A 26242-nucleotide genomic window follows, 5' to 3' on the forward strand; every position below is an offset into this window, starting at 1 on the left:
GAAGTGCGAGAAGTGCGAGGAATCCCGGGAATCCGTGGAAGACCTCCCCGGTACTTGGTCGAAGGCAGGGAATCAGTACATGCGACAGGTCACCCGTAAGGGCCTGATGACCGTGGCAGCCGCGTCCGGCGTGATCGCCGCCGCGGGCGGGGTCGCGCACGCCGACTCCGGCGCACAGGGTGTGGCCAAGGGGTCGCCCGGCGTGCTCTCCGGGAACTCGCTCCAGGCGCCGGTGCACGCGCCGGTCAACGTCTGCGGAAACACGGTCGACGCCGTCGGCGTCCTCAACCCGTCCGTGGGCAACTCCTGCGCCCACCACGGCGGCTCACCGTCGAGCGGTCACGGTGGCGCGCAGGCCGACGGGCACACCACCGACTCGCCCGGCGTGGCGTCCGGCAACCGCGTCGAGGCGCCGGTCCACATTCCGGTGAACGTCTGCGGCAACAGCGTCAACGTCATCGGCCTCGGCAACGTCGCTCTGGGCAACGACTGCGCGAGCGGCGGATCCGGCGACCAGGAGACGCCCGGCCCGCCCGGCGAGCCGGACGAGGCCGAGCCGGGCACGCCGCCCACCCCGGACGAGGCCGCCCCCGGTGGCTCCGCGCCCGGCAATCAGCCGGTCACCCACACCGCCCCCCGGCCCCAGGACGACGTGGAACTCGCCGCGACCGGCAGCGAGCTGCCGGTAGGTCTCGCCCTGCCGGTCGGCGCAGGCGCGCTGCTCGCCGGCGTGGTCCTCTACCGCAAGGCGCGAGCCGCCGCGTGACACCGGCCGCGACAGCGGCCCGGCACCGCTCGTGCGGAGCGGCCCCGGCTGCGCCGGGGCCGCTCCGTGGGCGAAGGAGCGGCGGTCGGCGGTGTGTCCGAACTCACCAGGTCGCGCGCACCTGGCGGATGATCCGCCGCCGCAGCCGCACCTTGCGGCTCCCGTCGCGCAGCAGCCGCAGTCGGTCCAGTTCCCAGTGACCGTACTCCGCGTGGTCCGTCAGCAGACGGGCCGCCTCCTTGCGGGAGACCCCGCGCGGTACGTACACGTCGACAAATTCGTATTCCGGCATCGCATCTATTGTGCGGGCTGGGCCCCGGTACGGATAGCGTCTGCACTATGTCTGATGCTGCGCAGCCCACCGCTGCCGAGGTACGCGCCGCCGCCGAGGCGGTCAAGACCGCGCTCGACCGCCACCTGGCCGCGGTCGAACGCCGGTCGGGGGAGGACGACCCGGCCGTCTACGAAGCGTTCAACGAGCTGGCCGTGGCCGCTGAGTCGTACGACGAACTGCTCTACGACCGCTACGACGAGGTGACCCCCTTCGAGATCCCCGCGGCCGAGGACGCACTGCCGCCCTACACCGGGCCCGAGGAGCCCAGCGCGCTCAGCGTGCTGATCCGCCGCGACTACGCCGTCGCGGAGCCACAGCGGCTGCTGGCGCACGCACAGCGGATCGAGGCGGCGGACGACGAGGGCTCCGGCAGCTCCGACGCCTCGGGCACCGTCCACGGCGCGCTCGGCCTCCTGTTCGGCGAGTACGAACCGGACGAGATCGCCTCCCGGCACAAGGAGTTCGGCCTGGAGGAGGGCGACTCCACGCTCTGGGTGACGGCATCGGACGAACCGGCGGAACCCGGTGAATGGCTGGAGGCCCCGTTCGAGGAGGTGGACCCGGCGCAGGTCGTGTGCCGCTTCGACGTCAGCGCCGTCTTCGACGAGGACCCCGACGACGAGGTGGACGACCTCGACGAGCCGGACGGCATCGACGACCTCGAGGACGGGCCGGTTCCGGCCCTGGACACCGACCGCTGATCACACCCGACGGCACGGGTCGAGGGCGGCGGCGAGAGCGGCATCGGCGGTGGCACCGAGGGTGCCACCGCCGTCACCGTTACGGGCGGTGCCCGTGGTCAGCCGGCCGCCGCCGGAACCTGCGGTGCCAGCAGTACCGGCAGCCGGGTCGTCCGGGGCTTCGCCGCCACCTCCGCCACGGCACGCGGCAGCGCCTGCTCCACCCCGTGCACCACGGACAGATGGCGGTCCGCCCTGCTGAACGCCGTGTACACCCAGGGCCGGCTCAACGCCTGCACGGCATCGCCGGGCAGGACCACGACCACGGCCGGCCACCGGCCCCCCACCGCCTGGTGTGCCGTCAGCGCCCAGCCGTGCCGTACCGACTGCTCCACCCGCTCCTGCGGCACGACGACGGCCTCGCCCGCGCAGGACAGGTGCAGCCCGTCGGCGTCGGCCTTCACCACCCGGCCCGGCACCGTACGCCCCCGGGCGGGGGAGTAGGCGATCCGGTCGCCCGGGTCGAACCCGCCGAAGCGCCCCGGCCCCGGATTGAGCCGCTCCTTCAACGCCGCGTTCAGTGCGCGCGTGCCCACCGCGCCTCCGTGCCCCGGCGTGATCACCTGCGTCTCCTCCGCCGGTACCCCGATCGCGCGCGGCACCGAGTCGGCCACGAGCTGCACCGTCCGGTGCACGGCCTCGCCCGGGTCCCGCACCGGCACGATGACGACCTCCTTGCCGGGTGCCGCCACCTGGTTCAGCTCACCCGCCCCGATACCGGAGACCAGTTCGCCCAGCGGCCCGGGATCCGGCCGCCGGGAGGCGATCTGCGGGCACGCGCGCGCGGCCAGCAGATCGGCGAACACCCGCCCCGGACCGACGGACCACAGCACGCCCGGATCCCCGGCCAGCAGCAGCCGGGAGCCGTCCGGCAGCGACTCCGTGACCAGCGCGGCCGTCTCGACGTCCAGCTGGGGAGCGTCCAGCACGACGAGCAGGTCCAGCAGCAGCGCCCCGTCGGCGTCCCGTCCCGGTCCCTCGGCACCGGACAGCAGCCCGGCGACGGTGGCGACTCCGGGACCCTCGGCCCTCTCGCCCCCCGTCGCGGTGACGCCGGCGCCCGTCTCCCCGGCGCCCGTCTCCCCGGCGCCCGTCTCCCCGGCGCCCGTCTCCCCGGCGCCCGTCTCCCCGGTGTCCGTCCCCCCGGAGCCCGTGTCCCCGGCCGTGACGGCTTCCAGCAGGGTCGCGAACCGGGTACGCCCGACCGGGGTGTGGGCGGCGGCCCAGGCGCGCAGTCCGAGACCGTGTGCCGCCCGGAGCAGAGCCGCCGGCTCGGCGAGGGACGCCTCCCCGCCCGTGTGCAGCACCAGTCCGTGACCGGCGACCGCGCGGATCAGCTCCTCCGCGGACCCGCCCGCCGAGGCGGCGGCCCGCTCCCACTCCGCAGCCGAACCGTCCTGCCGGGGAGCGGAGGTGACGAGCCGGGCCAGCCCGTCGGCGAGGCTCTCCTCGGCCATCGCGTACCGCTCGAGTGCCACGAGCACCCTGACGGGCCGCTCCTCCTCGGCCTCGTCCGCACCGTCCCCGGCGTCGTCCCGCCGGGGTGCCGGGGCGCCCGTCTCCGGCAGCGGGTCCTGGAAGACCAGGACGTCACCGTCGGAGATCGCGCCCTGCACGGCCTCCTCGGGATCCGGTACCCCCTGCCGCGCCAGCGCGCCGGTCAGCGCGGACACCTCCAGGGCGGTGTGCCCGGCCGTCGCGGCCTGCTCCAGCAGCCATCCGGTGACCGCCCGCTCCCGCCGTCCGTCGTCCGGCCCGGCCTCACCGCCGAGCAGCGCCCGTGCGAAACCGTCCGCCTGCTCGGGCCGCACACCCGTCACCCGCAACAGCTGCCAGGGATCGGCCCGCAAGGCCTGTGCGGCCCCCTCGCCCAGCACACCGGCAGCCTGCACGGCGAGCGCTTCGGGCGCGCCGCCCCGGGCGAGCACCTCACGCACGGCCGCGACCACGCCGCCGGCGGGAGCCGGCTCGGCGGTCACCGACGGCGCCGGCCGCACCGGTTCGGGAGCCGGCCGCCGCGGCGCGGGCCGGGCCTCCTCGAACACCGCGGTCGCCGGCTTCTCGCCGCTCTCCACAGCCCGTACGGCGGCGAGCAGATCGGCTGCCGTGCCGCTCAGCTTGCCGCCGGCCTCGATCGGCCCCTGCCGCTCCGCCTTCCGCCGCTCGATCCGCTCCCGCTCGGCCCGCTGAGCCAGCAACTCGGCCTCGGCCTCGGACACCTGCCCGGCCTCGGGCGTCCGCGCGCTCTCCGCCTCCGTGCCCTCCGCCTCCGCGGGGGCGTCCGGGACGGTCCCGGACGTGGTCTCCGTGGTCTCCGAGGTCTCGGACGTCGCCGTGGTCTCCGAGGTGTCCGTCGCCTCGCCCTGCGTCCCCGGCTCGGCGTCCTCCGTGGTCTCCTCGGGCGGCTCCGTGCTCACAGCGTGCTCCAGTCGTGATCGGGATAGCGGTGCACGGGCGCCGACACATCGTCGAGCGCCCGGCAGATCTCGTCAGGAAGACTAAGGGCCTCCACCGACAACGCCGCCGCGAGCTGCTGCGCGTTGCGCGCGCCGACGACGGGGGCGGTCACGCCCGGCCGGTCCCGCACCCACGCGAGAGCCACCTGGAGCGCGGTCACGGCGAGCCCGTCCGCCGCCGTCGTCACCGCGTCCACGATCCTGCTCGCCGTGTCGTCCAGATACGGCTCCACGAACGGCGCCATGTGCTCGGAGGCGCCCCGCGAGTCCTGCGGCACGGCGTCGCCCCGGTACTTGCCGGTCAGCACGCCCCGCCCGAGCGGGGACGAGGGAAGCAGCCCGATCCCGGTGTCGAGGGCGGCCGGCAGCACCTCCCGCTCCACGCCCCGCTGGAGCAGCGAGTACTCCATCTGGGTACTCGCGAGCCGGGCCCGCGAACCGGGCGCGGCGAGCTGCCAGGTCGCCGCCCTGGCCAGCTGCCAGCCGCAGAAGTCGGCCACGCCGGCATAGCGGGCCCGCCCGCTGGCGACGGCGATGTCCAGGGCCTGGAGCGTCTCTTCCAGCGGGGTGGCGGGATCGTAGGAGTGGAGGTGCCACACGTCGACGTGGTCGGTGCCCAGCCGTGCGAGCGAGGCGTCCAGCGCGGAGAGCAGATGACCGCGCGAACCGTCGACCCTGCGGTCCGGGTCCGGCACGCTGCCGGCCTTGGTCGAGATGACGAGGTCCCGGCGCGGCACCAGCCCGTCCATGAGCTGCCCGAGCAGGTACTCGGCCTCCCCGTCGCCGTACACGTCGGCGGTGTCGACGAGGTTCCCGCCCGCCTCCCAGAAGGTCTTCAAGAGGTCCGCGGCGTCGTGCTCGTCGGTGTCCCGACCCCAGGTCAGGGTCCCGAGGCCGATCCGGGACACGCGCAGGCCGGTACGGCCGAGATGCCTCTGCTCCATGAACGCCGAGATTACTGGCCAGACCTTGTGGTGTGGGTACCTGTGGACAACGGATTTCCCCAGGCACCGGGCGGCCCGGCCCCGCCCGGCACGAAGACCGCGAACGGCACCGCACCCCCCGCAGGACCCCGCGGTATAAGGTCTCCGCACAAGTGACGTTACTGATCGGTAAGGGGAGACGGCCATGCAGCTCGGGATCAACCTCGGTTACTGGGGCGCCGGAATGGACGCGGACAACCTCGCCGTGGCGCAGGAGGCCGACCGCCTCGGGTACGCGGTCTGCTGGGCGGCCGAGGCCTATGGCTCCGACGCCGCCACCGTGCTCACCTGGGTCGCCGCCCAGACCGAACGCATCGACGTGGGCTCGGCCATCTTCCAGATCCCGGCCCGCCAGCCCGCGATGACCGCGATGACGGCCGCCACCCTCGACTCCCTCTCCGGGGGCCGGTTCCGCCTCGGCCTCGGCGTCTCCGGCCCGCAGGTCTCCGAGGGCTGGTACGGCGTCAAGTTCGACAAGCCGCTCGCCCGGACCCGCGAGTACGTCGAGATCATCCGCAAGGCCATGACGCGCGAGCGCCTCACCCACGACGGCGAGCACTGGACGCTGCCCCTCCCCGGCGGGCCCGGCAAGCCCATCAAGCTCACCGTGCACCCGCAGCGCGAGCACATCCCCCTCTACATCGCCGCGATCGGACCGAAGAACCTCGAACAGACCGGCGAGATCGCCGACGGCGCCCTGCTGATCTTCCCCTCCGCCGACCACCTGGAGGACACCGCCGTCAGGTATCTGAGGGCGGGCCGGGAGAAGGCGGGCAAGACCCTCGACGGCTTCGACATCTGCCCCACCGTGCCCCTCGCCGTCGGGGACGACAAGGACGTCACCGCCCTCGCCGACACCTTCCGCCCCTACACCGCGCTGTACGTCGGCGGCATGGGCAGCCGCAAGCAGAACTTCTACAACCAGCTCGCCGGGCGCATGGGCTACGAGCGGGAGGCCGCCGAGATCCAGGACAAGTACCTGTCCGGCGACAAGCAGGGCGCCGCCGCGGCCGTACCGCACGACCTGATCGACTCCACGACGCTCCTCGGCTCCGTGGACCGCATCGCGGACCGGATGAAGGCCTACGCGGCGGCCGGGGTCACCACCCTCACCCTCGCCCCGGCCGGGTTCACCCTCGACGAGCGGCTCGCGTCGCTGCGCGCCGGCACCGAGGCCCTGGAACGCGCCGGTCTCGCATAGGACCGCCCGCGGGACCGCCCGCGGGACCGCCCGCGGGACCGCCCGCGAGGAGTTCCACGGCCGTGGTGGGGGCTCGGGGGTCTTCCCCGCCACGGCCGTCACCCACAACAACGCCCGGCGGCTCCCGTGGTTACGCTCCGGTGCCCCCTCGCCCGTCCTCCGTTCGGCGCAGTTGTCGGCCATCCCTGTTGCCGTGCGCCTCTTCCCGCATTTGACTCCTTCTTTGCGGACCACTTCGGACCACCGCGGACCGCGGAACTGCGGACGTGCGGAATCCTCGCGGAGAGGGGCCCATGATGCTTTCGGCCAAGAGCCTGTTCCAGGAGATCCTCGACGACGACGAGTCCTTCGCGCTGTTCTGTTCCATCGCCGCCGGCGGGGAGTCCCAGGGCGGCTGGGAGAACGCCCGGATCGCCGCTCTGGTCCCCGAGTCCCAGCGCGCGCTCGCTCCCAGGATCACCAGGCACGGCGCCGACGAGGACAAGCACGGCCGCATCTTCAACGCGCTGATGAGGAAGCGCGGGGTGCGGCCCGTCCCCGTCCCGCCCGAGACCGACTACACGATGCTCCTCGAGCGCGGCGGCATCGGCCTGGCGCACGACAGGCTCAGGCGCGACGAGCCGCTCACGGTCGAGGACATCGTCACCTACCTCGCCCACAGCCGGGTCACCGAACAGCGTGCCTCCGAGCAGATGGAACTGTTCCGCAAGCACTTCTCCGACCACCCCGAGCTCGGCCGCGCGGTCAGGATGATCTCCAACGACGAGGACAACCACCTCGCCTACTGCCACGAGGAACTCCTGCGCTTCGCCTACGCCGGACACGGCCGCGCCATCCAGCGCACCCTGCGCGCGAGCGCGCTCGCCGAGATCCGCGTCTACCGGGACGTCAGCCTCGCGGTGATGGACCGGATGGGCCGCATCCTCGGCTGGTCCAGGGCCAGGGCGGCACTCCTGGCGGCCGGCATCCACGCGGTGTACGTCTACGAGCGCCTGGGGGGCTGGCGCCGCATGGTCTCGCTGAGGATGCCGGAGCGCCGCAACGCCCTGGACGGCCCGGCGAGCACGGCCTCCGAGTTCGCCTGAGCCACGGACGAAGCCGGAGGGGGCGCGCCGCCGGCCGTACCGGGCCGGACGCCCGCTCCCTTCGGCCCGCCGTCCGCTACATCCAGCCGCGCCGTTTGAACAGCCGGTACAGCAGCACCTCCAGCACGGCCATCGCCAGGATCACCGCCGGATAGGACCACTCCCACCGCAGTTCCGGCATGTGCTCGAAGTTCATGCCGTAGATCCCCGCGAGCATCGTGGGGACCGCCGCCATGGCCGCCCATGCGGAGATCTTCCGCATGTCGTCGTTCTGCCGGACGCTCACCTGGGCCAGATGCGCCGAGAGGATGTCCGAGACCAGCCGGTCCAGGTTCTCCACGGACTCGTTCACACGCGTGAGGTGGTCGTGCACGTCACGGAAGAAGGGCTGCGCCTTCTTGGACACGAAGGGCACCGCCGCACCGAACGCGCCCGCCCCCATGAGCCGTGCCACCGGCTGCGTCAGCGGCCCGGTGGCACGGCGGAACTCCAGGATCTGCCGTTTGAAGGTGTATATCCGGGACGCCGTGTGCTGCGTACCGGCGCCGTCCGGGCTGAAGACCTCCGCCTCCAGCTCCTCCAGGTCGGTCTGCAGCTCGGTCGCCACGTCGAGGTAGTGGTCCACGGCGGCGTCGGCGATCGCGTACACCACCGACGTCGGCCCCTTGCCCAGCAGTGCCGGTTCGTGCTCCAGACGGCTCCGTACGGCGTTCAGCGGGGAGCCCTCGCCGTGCCGGACGGTCACCACGAACGCGTCCCCGAGGAAGACCATGATCTCGCCGGTGGAGACGGTGTCGCTGTGAGGCTCGTAGGCGACCGGCTTGAGGACCATGAACAGCGAGTCGTCGTACACCTCCAGCTTGGGCCGCTGATGCGCCTTGAGGGCGTCCTCGACCGCCAGCGGGTGCAGCCCGAACTCCTGGGAGACCAGATCGAACTCGTCCGCCGTCGGCTCGTGCAGCCCGATCCAGACGAACCCTCCCGACGCCCGTGCCTGCTCCAGCGCGTCGGAGAAGTCATCGGGCCCCTCCGTACGGTGTCCCTCCCGGTAGACGGCGCAGTCGACGATCATGGAGTGCGTCTTCCCCCCACCGGCCGGACAACACATCCGGCAGCGTGCCGGACAGCACACCTCGCGATGCACCCGGCCGCACACCCGCGCGTGCGCCTACCCTGGGCCGCATGCCCACGTTGCTCCTGGTCCGGCACGGACGATCCACCGCCAACACCGAGGGACTGCTCGCCGGCTGGACGCCCGGCGTCGCCCTCGACGAACGCGGGGCCGCGCAGGCCGCCGCCCTGCCCGGACGGCTCGCCGCCCTGCCCCTCTCCGAGGTCGTCGTCAGCCCCCTCCAGCGCTGCCAGGAGACCGTCCGGCCGCTCCTGGACGCCCGGCCCGGCCTCACCGCCCACACCGACGACCGCATCGGGGAGTGCCACTACGGCGACTGGACGGGCCGCAAGCTCGTCGAGCTGAAGGACGAGCCCCTCATGGAGGTCGTCCAGGCCCACCCGTCGGCCGCCGCCTTCCCCGGCGGGGAGTCCATGCGCGCGATGCAGACACGCGCCGCCGAGGCGGTGCGCGAGTGGAACGCGCGCGTGGAGCGTGATCACGGCGCCGACGCCGTCTATCTCATGTGTTCGCACGGGGACATCATCAAGTCCCTCGTCGCCGAAGCACTCGGACTTCATCTGGACCTCTTCCAGCGCATTTCCGTCGACCCGTGTTCCGTCACCGCGATCCGGTACACGCGGCTGCGCCCCTACCTCATGCGGCTCGGCGACACCGGCGACTTCGCCGCCCTGGCACCGCGCGAGGAGACGCCCTCCGACGACGCCCCGGTGGGGGGCGGCGCGGGCGCACCGTGATCGTCGGCCGCAGTAGGGTGAAGCCGACGCGGCAGCGCCGTGGATACAGGTACCCACAACTCTCGATGGAGTCAGGACGTGTCCCGTCAGGTGTTCCTCTACGACCAACCGGAACGTTTCGTGGCCGGTACGGTCGGACTGCCAGGGCGCCGTACGTTCTTCCTCCAGGCCTCAGCCGGCTCCCGGGTGACCAGCGTGGCCCTGGAGAAGACCCAGGTCGCCGCACTCGCCGAACGCATGGACGAACTGCTCGACGAGGTCGTACGCCGTAGCGGGGGCAGCGCCGCCGTGCCCGCCATGGCACCGACCGAGATCGCCGACACCGCCCCGCTGGACGCTCCCGTGGAGGAGGAGTTCCGCGTCGGCACCATGGCGCTCGCCTGGGACGGCGAGGAGGAGTGCATGATCGTCGAGGCGCAGGCGCTCGTCGAACTGGACGCCGAATCCGAGGAGGACCTCGCCGAGGCGGAGGAGCGGCTGCTCCAGGACGAGGAGAACGGGCCCCCGATGCTCAGGGTCCGGCTCACCGGCGTCCAGGCCCGTGCCTTCGCCAAGCGCGCCCTCGACGTCGTCAACGCGGGCCGGCCGCCGTGCCCGCTGTGCAGCCTCCCCCTCGACCCGGAAGGACATGTGTGTCCGCGCCAGAACGGATACCGACGCGGAGCGTGACCACCGCAGACCCCACCGCCGCGGTGCTGCTCGCCCAGGGCGAACTGACCGTGCGCGGGCGCATCCGTGAGGCGTCGAACGCGGCGCTGTACTGCACCGTGGCCCACGAGGGCCGCGAGGCCGCCTGTGTCTACAAACCCGTCGCGGGGGAGCGGCCCCTGTGGGACTTCCCGGACGGGACGCTCGCCGGGCGCGAGGTCGCGGCGTACCTGGTCTCCGAGGCGACCGGCTGGGGACTGGTGCCGCCCACCGTGCTGCGGGACGGGCCGCACGGCGAGGGCATGTGCCAACTGTGGATCGAGACCGCCCCGGACACGGAACTCCTCGCCCTGGTCGACCGGGAGGAACCCGCGCCCGGCTGGAAGGCGATCGGGTTCGCCGAGGTGGGCGAGGGGCGCACCGCGCTGCTCGTGCACGCCGATGACGCGCGGCTGCGGCGGCTGGCCGTGCTCGACGCGGTGATCAACAACGCCGACCGCAAGGGCGGGCACCTCCTGCCCACCCGGGGCGGCCGGCTCTACGGCATCGACCACGGCGTCACCTTCAACGTCGAGGACAAGCTGCGCACCCTGCTGTGGGGCTGGGCGGGGGAGCCCCTGACCGGGGAGGCGCGCGAGGTCCTCGAGGCCCTTGGGAAGGGACTCGCCGAGGGCGGTCCGCTGGCCGCCTCGCTGGCCCCGCTGATCACCCCCGCCGAGATCGACGCCACACGTGCGCGCGTGACGTCCCTCCTCGCCTCCGGCACCCATCCCGAGCCCGGCGGGGACTGGCCGGCGATCCCCTGGCCGCCGGTCTGACCCACGCCCGGCGGCGCGGCCCGAGCCCCGTGGCACGGCCCGGGCACGGTGCTCCGGCTCCGGTCCGGCCTCCGCCCGGGCGCGGGCCGGGCGGGGACGACTCCGCACACCCTCCGCCCACGCGCCACCTGCACGTTCGGCGGTGATGCGCAAGAGTGCCTTCCCGGTCATCCGGCCTGCTCCGGTTCGTATCCTGGACCATGGTCCGGTTACGCTCATGACATGCATGCCTGGCCCGCTTCCGAGGTCCCCGCCCTGCCCGGTCAGGGACGCGACCTGAGGATTCACGACACCGCGACCGGGGGCCCGATCACACTCGACCCCGGCCCCGTAGCCCGTATCTACGTCTGCGGCATCACCCCGTACGACGCCACCCACATCGGACACGCGGCGACGTACAACGCGTTCGACCTCGTGCAGCGCGTGTGGCTCGACACCAAGCGGCAGGTTCACTACGTCCAGAACGTCACCGACGTCGACGACCCGCTGCTGGAGCGGGCCGAGCGGGACGGTGTCGACTGGGCCGCCCTCGCCGAGCAGGAGACCCAGCTCTTCCGCGAGGACATGACGGCCCTGCGGATGCTGCCGCCGCGTCAGTACATAGGCGCCGTGGAGGCGATACCCGGCATCGTCCCGCTCGTCGAACGGCTGCGCGACCTCGGCGCCGCGTACGAACTCGAGGGCGACACCTACTTCTCGGTCGAGGCCGACCCGCACTTCGGGCAGGTCTCGCACCTCGACGCGGCCGCCATGCGGCTGCTGTCCGCCGAACGCGGCGGCGACCCGGACCGTCCGGGCAAGAAGAACCCCCTCGACCCGATGCTCTGGTCGGCCGCCCGCGAGGGCGAGCCCAGCTGGGACGGCGGATCGCTGGGCCGGGGCCGTCCGGGCTGGCACATCGAGTGCGTGGCCATCGCCCTCGACCACCTGGGCATGGGCTTCGACGTCCAGGGCGGCGGCTCCGACCTGGTCTTCCCGCACCACGAGATGGGCGCCTCGCACGCCCAGGTGCTCACCGGCGAGTTCCCCATGGCCAAGGCGTACGTCCACGCCGGGATGGTCGCCCTGCACGGCGAGAAGATGTCCAAGTCCAAGGGCAACCTGGTCTTCGTGTCCCGGCTGCGGCGGGACGGCGTGGACCCGGCGGCGATCCGCCTGGCGCTGCTCGCCCACCACTACCGCGCGGACTGGGAATGGACCGACCAGGTCCTCCAGGACGCCGTGACGCGGCTCGGGCACTGGCGGGCCGCCGTCTCCCGCCCCGACGGCCCGTCCGCCGAGGCCCTGGTGGACGAGATCCGCGAAGCCCTGGCCAACGACCTGGACGCCCCGGCGGCGCTGGTCGCCGTCGACCGCTGGGCCGTGGCCCAGGAACAGCAGGGGGGCACGGACACGGGCGCGCCCGGGGTCGTCTCCCGCGCCGTGGACGCCCTGCTCGGCGTGGCACTGTAAGCGATCGGAAACGCTGTGGGGCGCCCCGTCGGTGGACGGGGCGCCCCACAGCGTTGTTCGTCCGGGCCTGTTCGCCTCGGCCCGCCGCGTCCGGTCCTTCGTGTCCGTCCGCGCTCAGTCCTCCGAGGAGTCCTCGCCGTCCGTGTCCGGTTTCGGCGGCTTCGGCGGGCGGGGCCGGCTGCCCGGGGCGTCCCGCCGGAACGACGGGCCGTCCCCGCCGTCGGCCGTGGCGTGGCCACCGGGCTGCGGCGGGCCGGACGAGCCGTCACGGCGCCGCAGATAGCGCTCGAACTCGCGGGCGATCGCCTCGCCCGACGCCTCCGGCAGCTCGGCCGTGTCCCGGGCCTCCTCCAGCGACTGGACGTACTCCGCGACCTCGCTGTCCTCCGCGGCCAGTTGGTCCACGCCCACCTGCCAGGCGCGCGCGTCCTCGGACAGTTCACCCAGCGGGATGCGCACGTCGATCAGGTCCTCCAGCCGGTTCAGGAGGGCCAGCGTCGCCTTCGGGTTGGGCGGCTGCGACACGTAGTGCGGGACCGCGGCCCACAGCGACACCGCCGGGACGCCCGCGTGCGTGCACGCCTCCTGGAGGATGCCGACGATCCCCGTGGGACCCTCGTACTTGGTCTCCTCCAGGTCCATGCGGCGGGCCAGGTCCGGATCGGACGTGGTCCCGCTGATCGGCACCGGGCGGGTGTGCGGGGTGTCGCCCAGCAGGGCGCCCAGGACGACCACCAGTTCCACCCCGAGTTCATGGGCGAAGCCCAGCAGCTCGTTGCAGAACGAACGCCAGCGCATGGACGGTTCGATGCCGCGGACCAGCACCAGATCGCGCGGCTTGTCGCCACCGACCCGGACCACCGACAACCGCGTCGTCGGCCATGTGATCTTCCGCACGCCGCCGTCCATGAACACCGTGGGCCGGTTGACCTGGAAGTCGTAGTAGTCCTCGGCGTCCAGCGCCGCGAACACCTCGCCCTTCCATTCCCTGTCCAGATGCGCGACCGCGGTGGAGGCGGCGTCGCCGGCATCGTTCCAGCCCTCGAACGCGGCCACCATGACCGGGTCGATCAGCTCGGGAACCCCCTCGAGCTCGATCACCCAGTGCCTCCTTCCGACGTGCCCTCACGTACGCCCCAACCTTACGGCGTGCCGGGGGAGCGTCCGCAGCCCCCTCGCAGGGGGAATGCCCCAACACTGCCCCGGCAGGCACCGGGAAACACCCCGCATTGATCAGAGCTGTCCCGGGAGGGCCGCCCGGGAGGGCCGCCCGCTCACAGTACGGACGGCGGGGCCGGACAGGGCGTCGAGGAGGGACAGAGCACGGAGTTGCCCGAGCCCCGCACGACGCCCCGGTGGAAGTCCGGATCGGCGGCGGCCGGGGCCTTCACCGACGGTTCGGGACCCGGCCCGTCCAACTGCTCGGACAGCGCGTCCGGTTCCCGCCCGCTGATCGGGGCGGCCGCGACGGCCGTCGCGGCCGGCTCCAGGACGCGGCGCACGGCGGGGAACTCCGGGACCGTGTCGTCCCGGTGGAAGTCCACGGCGAAACCCGGCGCCTCCGGCAGCGGTTGCGGGTCCAGGCCGGCGGCGTACGTGCCGCCGCCCTGCCGCACGTCCGGGATCCGGACCGGCGACGGCGCGCGTACCGCCTCCCGCAGGGAGTCGCGTGACAGCCCCACAGCCGGAAGGGGCGACTCCGCCGGCCCGTGGAGCCGGCGGAGTCGCCCCTTCGTGTCACCGTCCCCGTGCCGGAGGGAGGACCGCTCCCGCACGGGCGGGGCCGGTGACCGCGCGGTCACTTCCTGTCGAGCAGGTCCTGGACCTCCGCACGGACCTCGTCCGTGGCCAGGCCCCGGATCGTCAGCGTCGTACGGCGGCGCAGCACGTCGTCCGTCGTCTCGGCCCACTCGTGGTCCCGGGCCCAGACGACCTGTGCCCAGATCTCCGGCGCGTCCGGGTGGACGCGCCGGGCCAGCGCCGGGTCGTCGTTGGCCAGCCGGGCGATGTCGAAGGCCAGCGAACCGTAGTGGGTGGCCAGGTGCCGGGCGGTGTCCGCCGCCATGCGCGGGCCGGGCGCGGGGCCGTCCACCAGCAGCCGGTGGGCGACCGCGCGCGGGTTGGCGACCCCCGGCAGGGGCAGCTTGCTCGGCAGCGAGCCGACGGGCTCGAAGTCGTCGCCCAGCGGGTGGCCGGGCAGTTCCTGGAGCTTGCGCATCACCGTGCGGCCGATGTGGCGGAAGGTGGTCCACTTGCCGCCCGCGACGGACAGCATCCCGCCGCGGCCCTCGCTGACGACCGTCTCGCGCTTGGCCTTCGCGGTGTCCCCGGGGCCGCCCGGCAGCACCCGCAGGCCGGCGAAGGAGTACGTGATCAGGTCACGGTCCAGCTGCTGGTCGCGGATGGAGAACGCGGCCTCGTCGAGTATCTGGGCGGTGTCCTTCTCGGTGACCGCGACATCCGCCGGGTCGCCCTCGAACTCCTCGTCGGTCGTGCCGAGCAGCAGCATGTCCTCCCAGGGGAGGGCGAAGGTGATGCGGTACTTGTCGATCGGCGTGGCCAGTGCGGCCCGCCACGGGGCGGTCCGCTTCAGCACCAGGTGAGCGCCCTTCGACAGGCGGATGGACGGCGCCGCCTTCGGGTCCTCCATCCGGCGCAGGTGATCCACCCAGGGCCCGGTCGCGTTCAGTACCAGACGGGCGTCGACGCCGAACTCGTCGCCCGACAGCCGGTCGCGCAGCTCGGCACCGGTCACCCGGCCCCTGGTGAACCGCAGACCGGTCACCTCGGCATGGTTGAGGACGACCGCGCCCGACTCGGCCGCCGCGCGGACCGTCATCAGCGCCATCCGCGCGTCGTTCATCTGGTCGTCGCCGTACACGGCCACGGCCTTGAGGTTGTCCGTGCGCAGCTCCGGCACGTCCCGCGCGGCCTTGGCGGGGGAGAGCAGATGGCCCACCCCGTCACCGAAGGCCGACAGGGCCGAGTACGCGAAGACACCTGCTCCGAGCTTCGCCGCGCCGTGCGGCCCGCCCTTGTACACGGGGAGGTAGAACGTGAGCGGGTTCGCCAGGTGGGGTGCCACCTGGCGGGAGACCGCACGGCGCTCGAAGTGGTTCTCCGCCACCAGCTTCACCGCGCCGGTCTGCAGATAGCGCAGACCGCCGTGGAGAAGCTTGGAGGAGGCGGAGGAGGTGGCGCCGGCGAAGTCGCCGGCGTCCACCAGAGCCACCCTGAGGCCGGACTGCGCGGCGTGCCAGGCAGTGGAGATGCCCAGGATGCCGCCGCCGATCACGAGAAGGTCGTACGACGCCTTGGAGAGCTGCTCCCGGGTCTCGGCCCGGCTCGGGTTCGAGCTGGAAGCCGGGTGCGTCCCCAGGGCAGGCACGGACTGCAGGGTGGACTGAGTGGTCATGGCGGGTCTTGCTCCTCGTCAGTCTTCGTCCTCGAGCCAGCTCATGGTCCGCTCGACGGCCTTGAGCCAGCTCTTGTACTCACGGTCGCGGATCTCCGCGTCCATGCGGGGGGTCCACTCGGCGGCCCGGCGCCAGTTGGCGCGCAGGTCGTCGGTGTTGTTCCAGAAGCCGACGGCGAGGCCGGCGGCGTAGGCGGCACCGAGGCAGGTGGTCTCGGCGACCATGGGGCGCACCACGGGCGCGTCCACGAAGTCGGCGAGGGTCTGCATCAGCAGGTTGTTGGAGGTCATGCCGCCGTCGACCTTGAGGGCGGTCAGCTCGACGCCGGAGTCCTTCGTCATGGCGTCGGCGATCTCCCGCGTCTGCCAGGCGGTGGCCTCCAGGACGGCGCGCGCCAGGTGCGCCTTGGTGACGTACCGGGTCAGGCCGGCGATCACACCGCGGGCGTCGGAGCGCCAGTACGGGGCGAACAGGCCGGAGAAGGCCGGTACGAAGTAGGCGCCGCCGTTGTCCTCGACCGAGAGTGCGAGGGTCTCGATCTCGGCGGCGGTGGAGATCAGGCCCATCTGGTCGCGCATCCACTGCACCAGCGAACCGGTGACGGCGATGGAGCCCTCGAGGGCGTAGACCGGCTTCTGGTCGCCGATCTGGTAACCGACGGTGGTCAGCAGCCCGCTGTAGGAGTTGATGATCTTGTCGCCGGTGTTCATCACCATGAAGGTGCCGGTGCCGTACGTCGACTTGGTCTCGCCCTCGGCGAAACAGGTCTGGCCGAACAGGGCCGCCTGCTGGTCGCCGAGCGCGGAGGCGACCGGGATGCCGCCCAGCAGGTCGCCCAGGCTGCCGCCCTTGATCTCGCCGTAGACCTCGGCGGAGGAGCGGATCTCGGGGAGCATCGCCGTCGGGACGCCGATGGACTCGGCGATTCTCTCGTCCCACTGCATGGTGTGCAGGTTCATCAGCATGGTGCGGGACGCGTTGGTGACGTCGGTGACGTGCTTGCCGCCGTCCGCGCCGCCGGTCAGGTTCCAGATGACCCAGGAGTCCATGGTACCGAAGAGGATGTCGCCCGCCTCGGCGCGCTCCTTGAGCCCCTCGACGTTGTCGAGCAGCCAGCGGGCCTTGGGGCCGGCGAAGTAGGAGGCGAGGGGAAGACCCGTCTCACGGCGGAAACGGTCCTGCCCCACGTTGCGGCCGAGCTCGCGGCAGAGGGCGTCGGTGCGGGTGTCCTGCCAGACGATGGCGTTGTGGACCGGCTCACCGGTGTACCTGTCCCACAGCACGGTGGTCTCGCGCTGGTTGGTGATGCCGATGGCCTTGATGTCGTCCCGGGTGACGCCGGCCTTCTCGACGGCGCCGGCGACGACTTCCTGGACGTTGGTCCAGATCTCGGTGGCGTCGTGTTCGACCCAGCCCGGCTTGGGGAAGATCTGCTCGTGTTCCTTCTGGTCGACGGCGACGATGCGGCCGTCGCGGTCGAAGACGATGCAGCGCGACGAGGTCGTGCCCTGGTCGATGGCGGCGATGAACGGACCGTGGCCGTGGGAGGCGATGCCGGCGGAGTGGTCGTCGGTCACTGTGTGCTCCTGGAGGTTCCTTGGTTACGGGGCTGTGCGTACGGCGCTTCTACAAGACTCGGGGTTCCCCGGCAGCGGGGGGACCCTCAGGCGAAGGCGATGTTGTAGACGCCCGCCGCGAGGGCGCCGCCGATCAGCGGACCGACCACCGGGACCCACGCGTAGGTCCAGTCGGAACCGCCCTTGTTGGGCAGCGGCAGAAGAGCGTGCACGATGCGCGGCCCGAGGTCACGGGCCGGGTTGATCGCGTAACCGGTCGGTCCGCCGAGGGACAGACCGATGGAGACGACCACGAGGGCCGTGATCAGACCGCCCAGCGCACCGAGGCCGTTGCCCGCGTCGTTCAGGCCCTGGGTGAGCACGGCGATGATCAGCACGAAGGTGCCGACGATCTCCGTGGCGAGGTTCTGCACCGCGTTGCGGATCTCCGGGCCGGTGGAGAAGATGCCGAGCACCGGGCCGGCGCCCTTCTCCCGGGCCTCGACCGCCTTGGCGTCAGCGCCCTGCGCGACCCGGTCGCCGACGATCTCCTTGTCGGTGAGATGCGCCTGGAACTGGCCGTAGTAGGCCACCCAGACCAGCGCCGCGCCGATCATCGCGCCGAGGAACTCTCCGGCGAAGTAGACCGGAACGTTGCTCCAGTCGCCGTCCTTGATCGCGAGCCCCACGGTCACGGCCGGGTTGAGGTGGGCTCCGGAGAGCGGAGCGGAGATGTACACCGCCGTCATGACGGCGAAGCCCCACCCGAAGGCGATGGCGAGCCAGCCGGCGTTGCGGGCCTTGGAGGCCTTCAGGGTCACGGCGGCACACACACCGCCGCCGAGCAGGATGAGTATGGCGGTACCGATGGTCTCGCCGATGAAGATGTCGGAGCTGGACACCCGCGACTCCTTTGTCCTTCGTCCAGGGAAACCGACCCCCGGGTCCCGCCGGGGATTGGCGCCCTCCGTGGTGAGAGCGATGCCGGCCCTTGCCACACCCTAACGCGTATTGTCGTTAGGCGTTCGACAATGCCGACCGATGGACGGGAGTCTTTCCCCGCCCTCACCTGTGCGTCAAGAGTTTGGTTGTCGAAAGTGCGATCGTTATCGGTTGCCCGAGATGTCGATCTTCGGAATCGATCCATGGGGATATGTCCCGCCCCTCCGCCGCGGAGTACGACGAGGGCCGGGACGCCGTACGGCGTCCCGGCCCGGGGTTCGTGAGATGTCCGTCGCGCGGGTGCCGCGCGGGATCCGACTGGGCCCGACCGGGGTCCGCCCGCGGTCCGCCCGCGGCCCGCATGGCCGGCCGCGCCCTGCCGGCGCGCCCGCGCCGGGTTCAGAAGCGCCGGGCGCCCAGGTCCCGCGAGACCGAGCGGGCGCAGTCCCGGACCGCCGCGATCAGTTCGGGACGCAGCTCGCCGTCCTGCTGCAGCCGCTCCACCGCGCCCGTGACGCCGACCGCGCCGACCGGCATGCGCCGCCGGTCGTGGACGGGGGCCGCGACCGAGGCCACGCCCTCCCAGGTCTCCTCGACGTCCGACGCGTACCCGCGCGCGCGGGTGACGTCGAGGATCCGCTCGAAGGCGTCCGGATCGCACACCGTGCGGTCGGTGAACGCCGTGCGGTCGGCCTCCAGGGCCTCGCTGTGGGCCACCGGGTCGTAGGCCGCCAGCACCTTGCCCAGAGCCGTGGAGTGCAGGGGCTGCATGGCCCCCACCTCCAGGACCTGCCGGCTGTCGTCGGGCCGGAACACGTGGTGCACGATCAGCACGCCCTGCTGGTGCAGCACCCCCAGATAGACGCTCTCCCCGCTGGAACGGGCCAGGTCGTCCGTCCACACCAGGGCGCGTGCCCGCAGCTCGTGCACGTCGAGATAGGTGGTGCCCAGACGCAGCAGCTCCGCGCCCAGCTGGTAGCGCCCGGAGGCTTCGTCCTGCTCCACGAAGCCCACCTGCTGGAGGGTGCGCAGGATGCCGTGGGCCGTCCCTTTGGCGAGGTCCAGCGACGAGGCGATGTCCGACAGGCCGAGCCGCCGCTCGCCGCCCGCCAGCAGGCGCAGCATCGCTGCCGCCCGTTCGAGCGACTGGATGTTCCGTGCCATCGCCGTGCTGCCTCCGTCCCCTTCGACCGCCGCCCCGCGACGCCACCTCTGTTCGGCAATGCCGAACACTACCGCTGGATGCCGACCTCTCGCCAACGATCCGCCGTCATCGGCCGAGAAGCACGGTGCCGGCCGCCGCGTCACCCGTACGCGGGGCACCGGGGCCCGGCCATCATGGTCCGGCCCGTGGACGGGCCGAACATCGGGGCGCGGTCCCGGCTACCCTGGCGGCGTGCCCCTGCCCAGGAGGCTCCATCGGGGATCGTTCCGGGCAGCCGCAAAGCCGACAGCCGTCGCACCTGAGGGAGCCCTTTCCATGGCCTCGTTGCCGCTGACCCCTTCCCCCGACAGCCGGACCCGCGTGTCCGCGCTCCGAGAGGCCCTCGCCACCCGCGTGGTGGTCGCCGACGGAGCGATGGGCACCATGCTCCAGGCGCAGGACCCCACCCTCGAGGACTTCGAGGACCTCGAGGGCTGCAACGAGATCCTGAACCTGACACGCCCGGACATCGTCCGCTCGGTGCACTCGGAGTACTTCGACGCCGGTGTCGACTGCGTCGAGACCAACACGTTCGGCGCCAACCACAGTGCCGCCTCCGAGTACGACATCGCCGACCGGGTGCACGAGCTCTCCGAGGCCGGCGCCCGCATCGCCCGCGAGGTCGCCGACGAGCACGCCGCCCGCGACGGCCGCACCCGCTGGGTGCTCGGTTCGATCGGCCCCGGCACCAAGCTGCCGACCCTCGGCCACATCGGCTACGGCACGATCCGCGACGGCTACCAGGCCAACGCCGAGGGACTGCTCGCGGGCGGCGCCGACGCGCTGATCGTCGAGACCACCCAGGACCTCCTCCAGACCAAGGCCTCGATCCTCGGCGCCCGCCGCGCCATGGAGGCGACCGGTGTCGACGTGCCGCTGCTGGCCTCCATGGCCTTCGAGACCACCGGCACCATGCTCCTCGGCTCCGAGATCGGCGCCGCGCTCACCGCGCTGGAGCCGCTCGGCATCGACATGATCGGCCTGAACTGCTCCACCGGCCCCGCCGAGATGAGCGAGCACCTGCGCTACCTCACCCGGCACTCCCGCATCCCCCTGCTGTGCATGCCCAACGCCGGCCTGCCGGTCCTCACCAAGGACGGCGCCCACTTCCCGCTCGGCCCCGAAGGCCTGGCCGACGCCCAGGACACCTTCGTCCGCGACTACGGCCTGTCCCTGGTGGGCGGCTGCTGCGGCACCACCCCCGAGCACCTGCGCCAACTCGTGGAACGCGTGCGGGACGTCACTCCGCCCGAGCGCACCCCCCAGCCGGAGCCGGGCGCCGCCTCCCTCTACCAGAGCGTGCCCTTCCGCCAGGACACCTCCTACCTCGCGATCGGTGAGCGCACCAACGCCAACGGGTCCAGGAAGTTCCGCGAGGCCATGCTCGAGGGCCGCTGGGACGACTGCGTGGAACTGGCCCGCGAGCAGATCCGCGAGGGCGCGCACATGCTCGACCTGTGCGTCGACTACGTCGGCCGCGACGGCGTCGCCGACATGGAGGAACTGGCCGGCCGGTTCGCCACCGCCTCCACCCTGCCGATCGTGCTCGACTCCACCGAGGTCCCCGTCCTGAGGGCCGGTCTGGAGAAGCTCGGCGGCCGGGCGGTCATCAACTCGGTGAACTACGAGGACGGCGACGGCCCCGAGTCCCGCTTCGCGCACGTCGCGCAGCTGGCCAGGGAGCACGGCGCGGCGCTGATCGCGCTGACCATCGACGAGGTGGGCCAGGCCCGCACCGCCGAGAAGAAGGTCGAGATCGCCGAGCGCCTGATCGCCGACCTGACCGGGAACTGGGGCATCCACGAGGAGGACATCCTCATCGACTGCCTCACCTTCACCATCTGCACCGGCCAGGAGGAGTCCCGCAAGGACGGCATCGCCACCATCGAGGGCATCCGCGAGCTGAAGCGCCGCCACCCCAAGGTGCAGACCACCCTGGGACTGTCGAACATCTCCTTCGGCCTCAACCCGGCCGCCCGCATCCTGCTCAACTCCGTCTTCCTCGACGAATGCGTCAAGGCGGGCCTGGACTCGGCGATCGTGCACGCGTCGAAGATCCTGCCCATCGCCCGCTTCAGCGAGGAGGAGGTCACCACCGCCCTCGACCTGATCCACGACCGGCGCCGCGAGGGCTACGACCCGCTGCAGAAGCTGATGCAGCTCTTCGAGGGCGCCACCGCCAAGTCCCTGAAGGCCGGCAAGGCCGAGGAGCTGGCCGCGCTGCCCCTGGACGAGCGCCTCAAGCGGCGCATCATCGACGGCGAGCGCAACGGCCTGGAGGACGACCTCGACCAGGCGCTCGAGACCCGCAAGGCCCTCGACATCGTCAACGACACCCTGCTGGACGGCATGAAGGTGGTCGGCGAGCTGTTCGGCTCCGGCCAGATGCAGCTCCCGTTCGTGCTCCAGTCCGCCGAGGTCATGAAGAACGCGGTCGCCCACCTGGAACCGCACATGGAGAAGACCGACGAGGACGGCAAGGGCACCATCGTGCTCGCCACCGTCCGCGGCGACGTGCACGACATCGGCAAGAACCTCGTCGACATCATCCTGTCGAACAACGGCTACAACGTGGTCAACCTCGGCATCAAGCAGCCCGTCTCCGCCATCCTGGACGCCGCCGACCAGCACCGTGCCGACGTCATCGGCATGTCCGGACTGCTGGTCAAGTCCACGGTGATCATGAAGGAGAACCTGGAGGAGCTCAACCAGCGCGGCATCGCCGCCGACTACCCGGTGATCCTCGGCGGCGCCGCCCTGACCCGCGCCTACGTCGAACAGGACCTGCACGAGATCTACCAGGGCGAGGTCCGCTACGCCCGCGACGCCTTCGAGGGCCTGCGCCTGATGGACGCCCTCATCGGCATCAAGCGCGGCGTGCCCGGCGCGAAGCTGCCCGAGCTGAGGCAGCGCCGGGTCCGCGCGGCCACCGTGGAGATCGACGAGCGCCCCGAGGCCGGTCACGTCCGCTCGGACGTCGCCGTCGACAACCCGGTCCCCGAGCCCCCGTTCCGGGGCACCCGGGTGATCAAGGGCATCCAGCTCAAGGAGTACGCGTCCTGGCTCGACGAGGGCGCCCTGTTCAAGGGGCAGTGGGGCCTGAAGCAGGCCCGTGCCGGCGACGGACCGACGTACGAGGAGCTCGTCGAGACCGAGGGCCGGCCCAGGCTGCGTGGCCTGCTGGACCGGCTCCAGACGGACAACCTGCTCGAGGCGGCCGTCGTGTACGGCTACTTCCCGTGCGTCTCCAAGGACGACGACCTGATCGTCCTGGACGACGCGGGCAACGAACGCACCCGCTTCACCTTCCCGCGCCAGCGCCGCGGACGACGCCTGTGCCTGGCCGACTTCTTCCGCCCGGAGGAGTCCGGCGAGACCGACGTCGTCGGCTTCCAGATCGTCACGGTCGGCTCCCGCATCGGCGAGGAGACCGCGCGGATGTTCGAGGCCAACGCCTACCGCGACTACCTCGAACTGCACGGGCTGTCCGTGCAGCTGGCCGAGGCGCTCGCCGAGTACTGGCACGCGCGGGTCCGCTCGGAGCTCGGGTTCGCCGGTGAGGACCCGGCCGGGATGGAGGACATGTTCGCCCTGAAGTACCGGGGCGCCCGCTTCTCTCTCGGCTACGGCGCCTGTCCCGACCTGGAGGACCGCGCCAAGATCGCCGAGATGCTCCGGCCGGAGCGCATCGGCGTCCACCTGTCCGAGGAGTTCCAGCTGCACCCCGAGCAGTCCACGGACGCCATCGTGATCCACCACCCGGAGGCCAAGTACTTCAACGCCCGCTGACCCCGCCGCCGGGGGGCCCGTGAATCACCAGAAGCGGTTGCCCCGGGCACGACGTACACTGGTCGGTCCACCGCAGGCCGGTTCCCTTTGTGGGAACCGGCCTGATCGTCCCTTTGACGGAGGTACGTGGATGACCAGTACGGTTCCCGCGCTCGACACCCTTTCCCAGAGTCCCCGGCCCGTCCGGGCGGGCAAGTCCCGCAAGGCCGGAGGATCCACCCTTCAGGCCGTATTCCTGGACATGGACGGCACCCTGGTCGACACCGAGGGCTTCTGGTGGGACGTCGAGGTCGAGGTGTTCGCCTCCCTCGGCCACACCCTCGACGACTCCTGGCGCCATGTCGTGGTCGGCGGCCCCATGACCCGCAGTGCGGGCTTCCTCATCGAGGCGACCGGCGCCGGCATCCCCCTCGCCGAGCTGGCGGTGCTGCTCAACGACGGCTTCGAGGCCCGTATCGCCGACGCCCTGCCGCTCATGCCCGGCGCCGCCCGCCTGCTGGCCGAGCTGTCCGAGAACGGCATCCCCACGGCCCTGGTCTCCGCCTCGCACCGGCGCATCATCGACCGGGTGCTCACCTCGCTGGGCCCCCAGCACTTCGCGCTGTCGGTCGCCGGTGACGAGGTCCCGCGCACCAAGCCGCACCCCGACCCGTATCTGGCCGCCGCCGCCGGACTCGGTGTGGACCCCCTGCGGTGCGCCGTCGTCGAGGACACGGCGACCGGTGTCGCTTCCGCCGAGGCCGCGGGATGCCACGTCGTGGCGGTGCCCTCGGTGGCCCCGATCGAGGCGGCCGCCCGGCGGACCGTCGTCCCCTCGCTGGAAGCCGTCGACCTGACCTTTCTGCACGGCCTGATGACGGAAATGCGCTAGGCGTTCACCGAGCGTAGACCGGTGTAAGAGGCTGGAATTCCAAGGACCCGCGCCCCGGTCGTCCTGATGAGTACCCGAAGGAATTCGGACCGCTACCGAACGTTGAATTCTGTCCACCCGGGCTGGATTTCGCGTGTGATGTTCGACACTTTTCGGAGCCTCGACAGGGGGGTCGGCATGTGTTGTCCGCCCCTTTTCGGCAGGCCTTCGCGTTCCCTTGTGTCCTGATTGGTGGATCACTGCACCAATCCTGCCGCACCGACGTTCGCCGGTGCGTTCACACCCGGTTCCACTGCGTGATGAAGGCCCAACTCCGGTGGCGGCGAACCTTCCCGCGGGCGCGGACTAATCTCATCGCGAGAACCTCGCCCCCATCCCCGTGATCGGTAGCAACACCCCTGTATGCCGCATACACGGAGTCGACAGCTCTGGAGAAACTCGAGCATGAACCGCAAGACTTTGGTGCTGGCGGCCGCGATCGGTCTGCTCGCGCCGGTACTCGCCGGCTGTGGCGATACCGATGGCGGGAGCGGCAACGGTGACGCGATCGTCGTCGGCACCACGGACCGGTTCACCGCTTCGAAGGACGAGCCCGCGCCGGTCGACCCGGCGTACGCCTACGACGTCGGTACCTGGAACATCCTGCGCCAGACCGTGCAGACTCTGCTGATCCAGCCGCGCGGAGACGGTGCGCCGGTGCCCGAGGCGGCTGAGAGCTGCGGTTTCACCGACTCCGGCAACGAGCGGTACACCTGCACCCTGCGTGAAGGCCTGAAGTTCTCGAACGGTGACCCCATCACCGCGGCCGATGTGAAGTACTCCATCGACCGCGCCCTGGCGCTCAAGGCCGACAGTGGTGTCTTCGCGCTGCTGTCCACCATCGACACCGTCGAGACGCAGGGCGACCGCGAGGTGATCTTCCACCTCAAGTCGGCGGACGCCACCTTCCCGTACAAGCTGTCCACCCCGGTCGCCGGCATCGTCCCCGAGGGCTCCTACGACAAGGACAAGCTGCGGGACGGGTTCGACATCGACGGCTCCGGCCCGTACACGTTCGAGACCGAGGTCGAGGACGGCGCGCTGACCCGCGCCACCTACGTCAAGAACCCCTCCTACAAGGGGTCCCTGAAGGTCGGTCACGACAGGATCGAGATGCTCTCCTACGAGAGCGCCGAAGCCATGGGCGAGGCGCTCGAGGGCGAAGAGATCGACGTCATGACCCGCAGCATGTCGCCGGAGCAGATCACGGCGCTCGGCAACGACTCCGACGACACCGTCGACCTCGTCGAGTCGCCGGGTCTGGAGATCCGCTACCTGGCCTTCAACACCGAGGCCCCCAGCGTGGAGACCAAGGCCGTCCGTCAGGCCATGGCCCAGATCATCAACCGCAGCGAACTGGTCGCCAAGGTCTACGGCTCCCAGGCCGAGCCGCTGTACTCGCTGGTCCCCGCGACCGTCACCGGTCACTCCAACGCGTTCTTCAACAAGTACGGCGACCCCGACATCGCCAAGGCCCGCCAGCTGCTGGAGAAGGCCGCCATCACCACCCCGGTGAAGATGACGCTGCACTACACGACCGACCACTACGGTCCCGCGACCAAGGCGGAGTTCGAGCAGCTCAGCAAGCAGCTCAACGACAGCGGCCTGTTCGACACCGACATCAAGGGCGCGGCCTGGGAAACCTTCCGGCCGGACGGCCAGGAGGGCAAGTTCGACGTCTACGGCATGGGCTGGTTCCCCGACTACCCGGACGCCGACGCGTTCATCGCGCCGTTCCTGGACGAGGACAACTTCCTCAACTCGCCGTACGCGAACGCCGAGATCCGCAAGGAGCTGATCCCGGAGTCCCGCCGTCAGGCCGACCGCCTGTCCGCCGCCGGCAGCCTGAACGAGATCCAGGACATCGTTGCCGAGGACGTGCCCGTGCTGCCGCTGTGGCAGGGCAAGCAGTACGTCGCCGCGAACGACACGGTCACCGGTACCGCGTACCTGCTCAACTCCTCCTCCACGCTCCAGCTGTGGGAGCTGGGCCGTGGCGTGAGCGACTGACCCGGTAGGCAGGGCCCGGAGAACCGGGCCCGCACGCACCGAGGGCGCCTCCCGACTTGCGGG

At 71.7% G+C, this 26242-nt stretch carries 20 protein-coding genes and 1 pseudogene; 11 read left to right on the plus strand and 10 right to left on the minus strand.

Features of this window, described 5'->3' with window-relative positions:
• Positions 1–79 precede the first annotated feature (79 nt).
• A complete protein-coding gene (locus ACIF80_RS20115) occupies positions 80–766 on the plus strand; it encodes a chaplin (RefSeq protein ID WP_399806325.1) in 687 nt (228 codons plus the stop codon).
• A 103-nt stretch (positions 767–869) separates the two neighbouring features.
• Here ACIF80_RS20115 and ACIF80_RS20120 read toward each other — a convergent pair whose 3' ends face one another.
• Complete coding sequence (locus ACIF80_RS20120) at positions 870–1058, minus strand: DUF5703 family protein (protein ID WP_055574802.1); 189 nt, start codon at positions 1056–1058, stop codon at positions 870–872.
• A gap of 47 nt (positions 1059–1105) precedes the next feature.
• On the opposite strand from ACIF80_RS20120, the gene ACIF80_RS20125 reads away from it, so the two are divergent.
• Positions 1106–1801: a hypothetical protein gene (locus tag ACIF80_RS20125; RefSeq protein WP_399806327.1), complete on the plus strand. Its 696-nt coding sequence runs from the start codon at positions 1106–1108 to the stop codon at positions 1799–1801.
• A 98-nt stretch (positions 1802–1899) separates the two neighbouring features.
• On the opposite strand, the gene ACIF80_RS20130 is transcribed toward ACIF80_RS20125, so the two are convergent.
• Positions 1900–4257, minus strand: coding sequence for a helix-hairpin-helix domain-containing protein (locus ACIF80_RS20130; RefSeq protein WP_399806329.1), 2358 nt, complete (start codon positions 4255–4257; stop codon positions 1900–1902).
• On the minus strand, positions 4254–5240 hold the full coding sequence (locus tag ACIF80_RS20135) for an aldo/keto reductase (RefSeq protein WP_399806331.1): 987 nt from the start codon (positions 5238–5240) through the stop codon (positions 4254–4256). The genes ACIF80_RS20130 and ACIF80_RS20135 overlap by 4 nt, the downstream gene beginning before the upstream one ends.
• 184 nt (positions 5241–5424) lie before the next feature.
• On the opposite strand from ACIF80_RS20135, the gene ACIF80_RS20140 reads away from it, so the two are divergent.
• On the plus strand, positions 5425–6480 hold the full coding sequence (locus ACIF80_RS20140; RefSeq protein WP_326751842.1) for an LLM class F420-dependent oxidoreductase: 1056 nt from the start codon (positions 5425–5427) through the stop codon (positions 6478–6480).
• Between the two features lie 296 nt (positions 6481–6776).
• On the plus strand, positions 6777–7565 hold the full coding sequence (locus ACIF80_RS20145) for a ferritin-like domain-containing protein (RefSeq protein WP_399806858.1): 789 nt from the start codon (positions 6777–6779) through the stop codon (positions 7563–7565).
• Between the two features lie 76 nt (positions 7566–7641).
• Here the strand turns inward: ACIF80_RS20145 and corA are convergent, their stop codons facing one another.
• Positions 7642–8637, minus strand: coding sequence for a magnesium/cobalt transporter CorA (corA, locus tag ACIF80_RS20150; protein WP_399806333.1), 996 nt, complete (start codon positions 8635–8637; stop codon positions 7642–7644).
• Positions 8638–8747: 110 nt separating this feature from the next.
• On the opposite strand from corA, the gene ACIF80_RS20155 reads away from it, so the two are divergent.
• The 4 genes from ACIF80_RS20155 to mshC all read left to right on the plus strand — a co-directional run bounded on the left by ACIF80_RS20155 (position 8748) and on the right by mshC (position 12352).
• The gene (locus tag ACIF80_RS20155; protein WP_399806335.1) at positions 8748–9434 is read left to right on the plus strand and encodes a histidine phosphatase family protein; all 687 of its coding nucleotides are present in this window, start codon (positions 8748–8750) and stop codon (positions 9432–9434) included.
• Between the two features lie 78 nt (positions 9435–9512).
• A complete protein-coding gene (locus ACIF80_RS20160) occupies positions 9513–10103 on the plus strand; it encodes a DUF3090 domain-containing protein (protein WP_399806337.1) in 591 nt (196 codons plus the stop codon).
• Positions 10100–10900, plus strand: coding sequence for an SCO1664 family protein (locus ACIF80_RS20165; protein ID WP_399806339.1), 801 nt, complete (start codon positions 10100–10102; stop codon positions 10898–10900). Before ACIF80_RS20160 ends, ACIF80_RS20165 begins: the two co-directional genes overlap by 4 nt.
• Before the next feature lie 222 nt (positions 10901–11122).
• Positions 11123–12352, plus strand: coding sequence for a cysteine--1-D-myo-inosityl 2-amino-2-deoxy-alpha-D-glucopyranoside ligase (gene mshC / locus ACIF80_RS20170; protein WP_399806341.1), 1230 nt, complete (start codon positions 11123–11125; stop codon positions 12350–12352).
• A 114-nt stretch (positions 12353–12466) separates the two neighbouring features.
• On the opposite strand, the gene ACIF80_RS20175 is transcribed toward mshC, so the two are convergent.
• The 6 genes and pseudogenes from ACIF80_RS20175 to ACIF80_RS20200 all read right to left on the minus strand — a co-directional run bounded on the left by ACIF80_RS20175 (position 12467) and on the right by ACIF80_RS20200 (position 19430).
• Positions 12467–13453, minus strand: a complete 987-nt coding sequence (locus ACIF80_RS20175; protein WP_399806343.1) for a PAC2 family protein — start codon at positions 13451–13453, stop codon at positions 12467–12469.
• A gap of 180 nt (positions 13454–13633) precedes the next feature.
• Positions 13634–14058, minus strand: a pseudogene (locus tag ACIF80_RS20180) (FCD domain-containing protein); the annotation flags it as partial.
• Between the two features lie 92 nt (positions 14059–14150).
• Positions 14151–15767 (minus strand): FAD-dependent oxidoreductase, encoded by a 1617-nt coding sequence (locus ACIF80_RS20185; RefSeq protein WP_399806345.1) that lies wholly within the window; start codon positions 15765–15767, stop codon positions 14151–14153.
• Positions 15768–15785: 18 nt separating this feature from the next.
• Entirely contained in the window at positions 15786–17321 is a 1536-nt protein-coding gene (glpK, locus tag ACIF80_RS20190) for a glycerol kinase GlpK (RefSeq protein WP_399806860.1), read from the minus strand.
• Positions 17322–17431: 110 nt separating this feature from the next.
• Positions 17432–18226, minus strand: coding sequence for an MIP/aquaporin family protein (locus ACIF80_RS20195; protein ID WP_399806347.1), 795 nt, complete (start codon positions 18224–18226; stop codon positions 17432–17434).
• Between the two features lie 439 nt (positions 18227–18665).
• Complete coding sequence (locus tag ACIF80_RS20200; RefSeq protein ID WP_399806349.1) at positions 18666–19430, minus strand: IclR family transcriptional regulator; 765 nt, start codon at positions 19428–19430, stop codon at positions 18666–18668.
• A gap of 316 nt (positions 19431–19746) precedes the next feature.
• Between ACIF80_RS20200 and metH the strand changes: the two genes are divergently transcribed.
• The 3 genes from metH (at position 19747) to ACIF80_RS20215 (ending at position 26179) form a co-directional block, all read left to right on the plus strand.
• Positions 19747–23259 (plus strand): methionine synthase, encoded by a 3513-nt coding sequence (metH, locus tag ACIF80_RS20205; RefSeq protein ID WP_399806351.1) that lies wholly within the window; start codon positions 19747–19749, stop codon positions 23257–23259.
• Positions 23260–23389: 130 nt separating this feature from the next.
• The gene (locus ACIF80_RS20210) at positions 23390–24130 is read left to right on the plus strand and encodes an HAD family hydrolase (RefSeq protein ID WP_399806353.1); all 741 of its coding nucleotides are present in this window, start codon (positions 23390–23392) and stop codon (positions 24128–24130) included.
• A gap of 444 nt (positions 24131–24574) precedes the next feature.
• Positions 24575–26179, plus strand: a complete 1605-nt coding sequence (locus ACIF80_RS20215) for an ABC transporter substrate-binding protein (RefSeq protein WP_399806355.1) — start codon at positions 24575–24577, stop codon at positions 26177–26179.
• Positions 26180–26242: the final 63 nt, after the last annotated feature.

The organism is Streptomyces sp. NPDC085927 (assembly GCF_044540975.1).
Lineage (GTDB): Bacteria > Actinomycetota > Actinomycetes > Streptomycetales > Streptomycetaceae > Streptomyces > Streptomyces hirsutus.

Bases quoted from the DNA above. Each gene is read 5' to 3' on its own strand.
- ACIF80_RS20115 (WP_399806325.1), top strand. From the start codon at position 80: ATGCGACAGGTCACCCGTAAGGGCCTGATGACCGTGGCAGCCGCGTCC.
- ACIF80_RS20120 (WP_055574802.1), bottom strand. From the start codon at position 1,058: ATGCCGGAATACGAATTTGTCGACGTGTACGTACCGCGCGGGGTCTCC.
- ACIF80_RS20125 (WP_399806327.1), top strand. From the start codon at position 1,106: ATGTCTGATGCTGCGCAGCCCACCGCTGCCGAGGTACGCGCCGCCGCC.
- ACIF80_RS20135 (WP_399806331.1), bottom strand. From the start codon at position 5,240: ATGGAGCAGAGGCATCTCGGCCGTACCGGCCTGCGCGTGTCCCGGATC.
- ACIF80_RS20140 (WP_326751842.1), top strand. From the start codon at position 5,425: ATGCAGCTCGGGATCAACCTCGGTTACTGGGGCGCCGGAATGGACGCG.
- ACIF80_RS20145 (WP_399806858.1), top strand. From the start codon at position 6,777: ATGCTTTCGGCCAAGAGCCTGTTCCAGGAGATCCTCGACGACGACGAG.
- corA (WP_399806333.1), bottom strand. From the start codon at position 8,637: ATGATCGTCGACTGCGCCGTCTACCGGGAGGGACACCGTACGGAGGGG.
- ACIF80_RS20155 (WP_399806335.1), top strand. From the start codon at position 8,748: ATGCCCACGTTGCTCCTGGTCCGGCACGGACGATCCACCGCCAACACC.
- mshC (WP_399806341.1), top strand. From the start codon at position 11,123: ATGCATGCCTGGCCCGCTTCCGAGGTCCCCGCCCTGCCCGGTCAGGGA.
- ACIF80_RS20185 (WP_399806345.1), bottom strand. From the start codon at position 15,767: ATGACCACTCAGTCCACCCTGCAGTCCGTGCCTGCCCTGGGGACGCAC.
- ACIF80_RS20200 (WP_399806349.1), bottom strand. From the start codon at position 19,430: ATGGCACGGAACATCCAGTCGCTCGAACGGGCGGCAGCGATGCTGCGC.
- metH (WP_399806351.1), top strand. From the start codon at position 19,747: ATGGCCTCGTTGCCGCTGACCCCTTCCCCCGACAGCCGGACCCGCGTG.
- ACIF80_RS20210 (WP_399806353.1), top strand. From the start codon at position 23,390: ATGACCAGTACGGTTCCCGCGCTCGACACCCTTTCCCAGAGTCCCCGG.
- ACIF80_RS20215 (WP_399806355.1), top strand. From the start codon at position 24,575: ATGAACCGCAAGACTTTGGTGCTGGCGGCCGCGATCGGTCTGCTCGCG.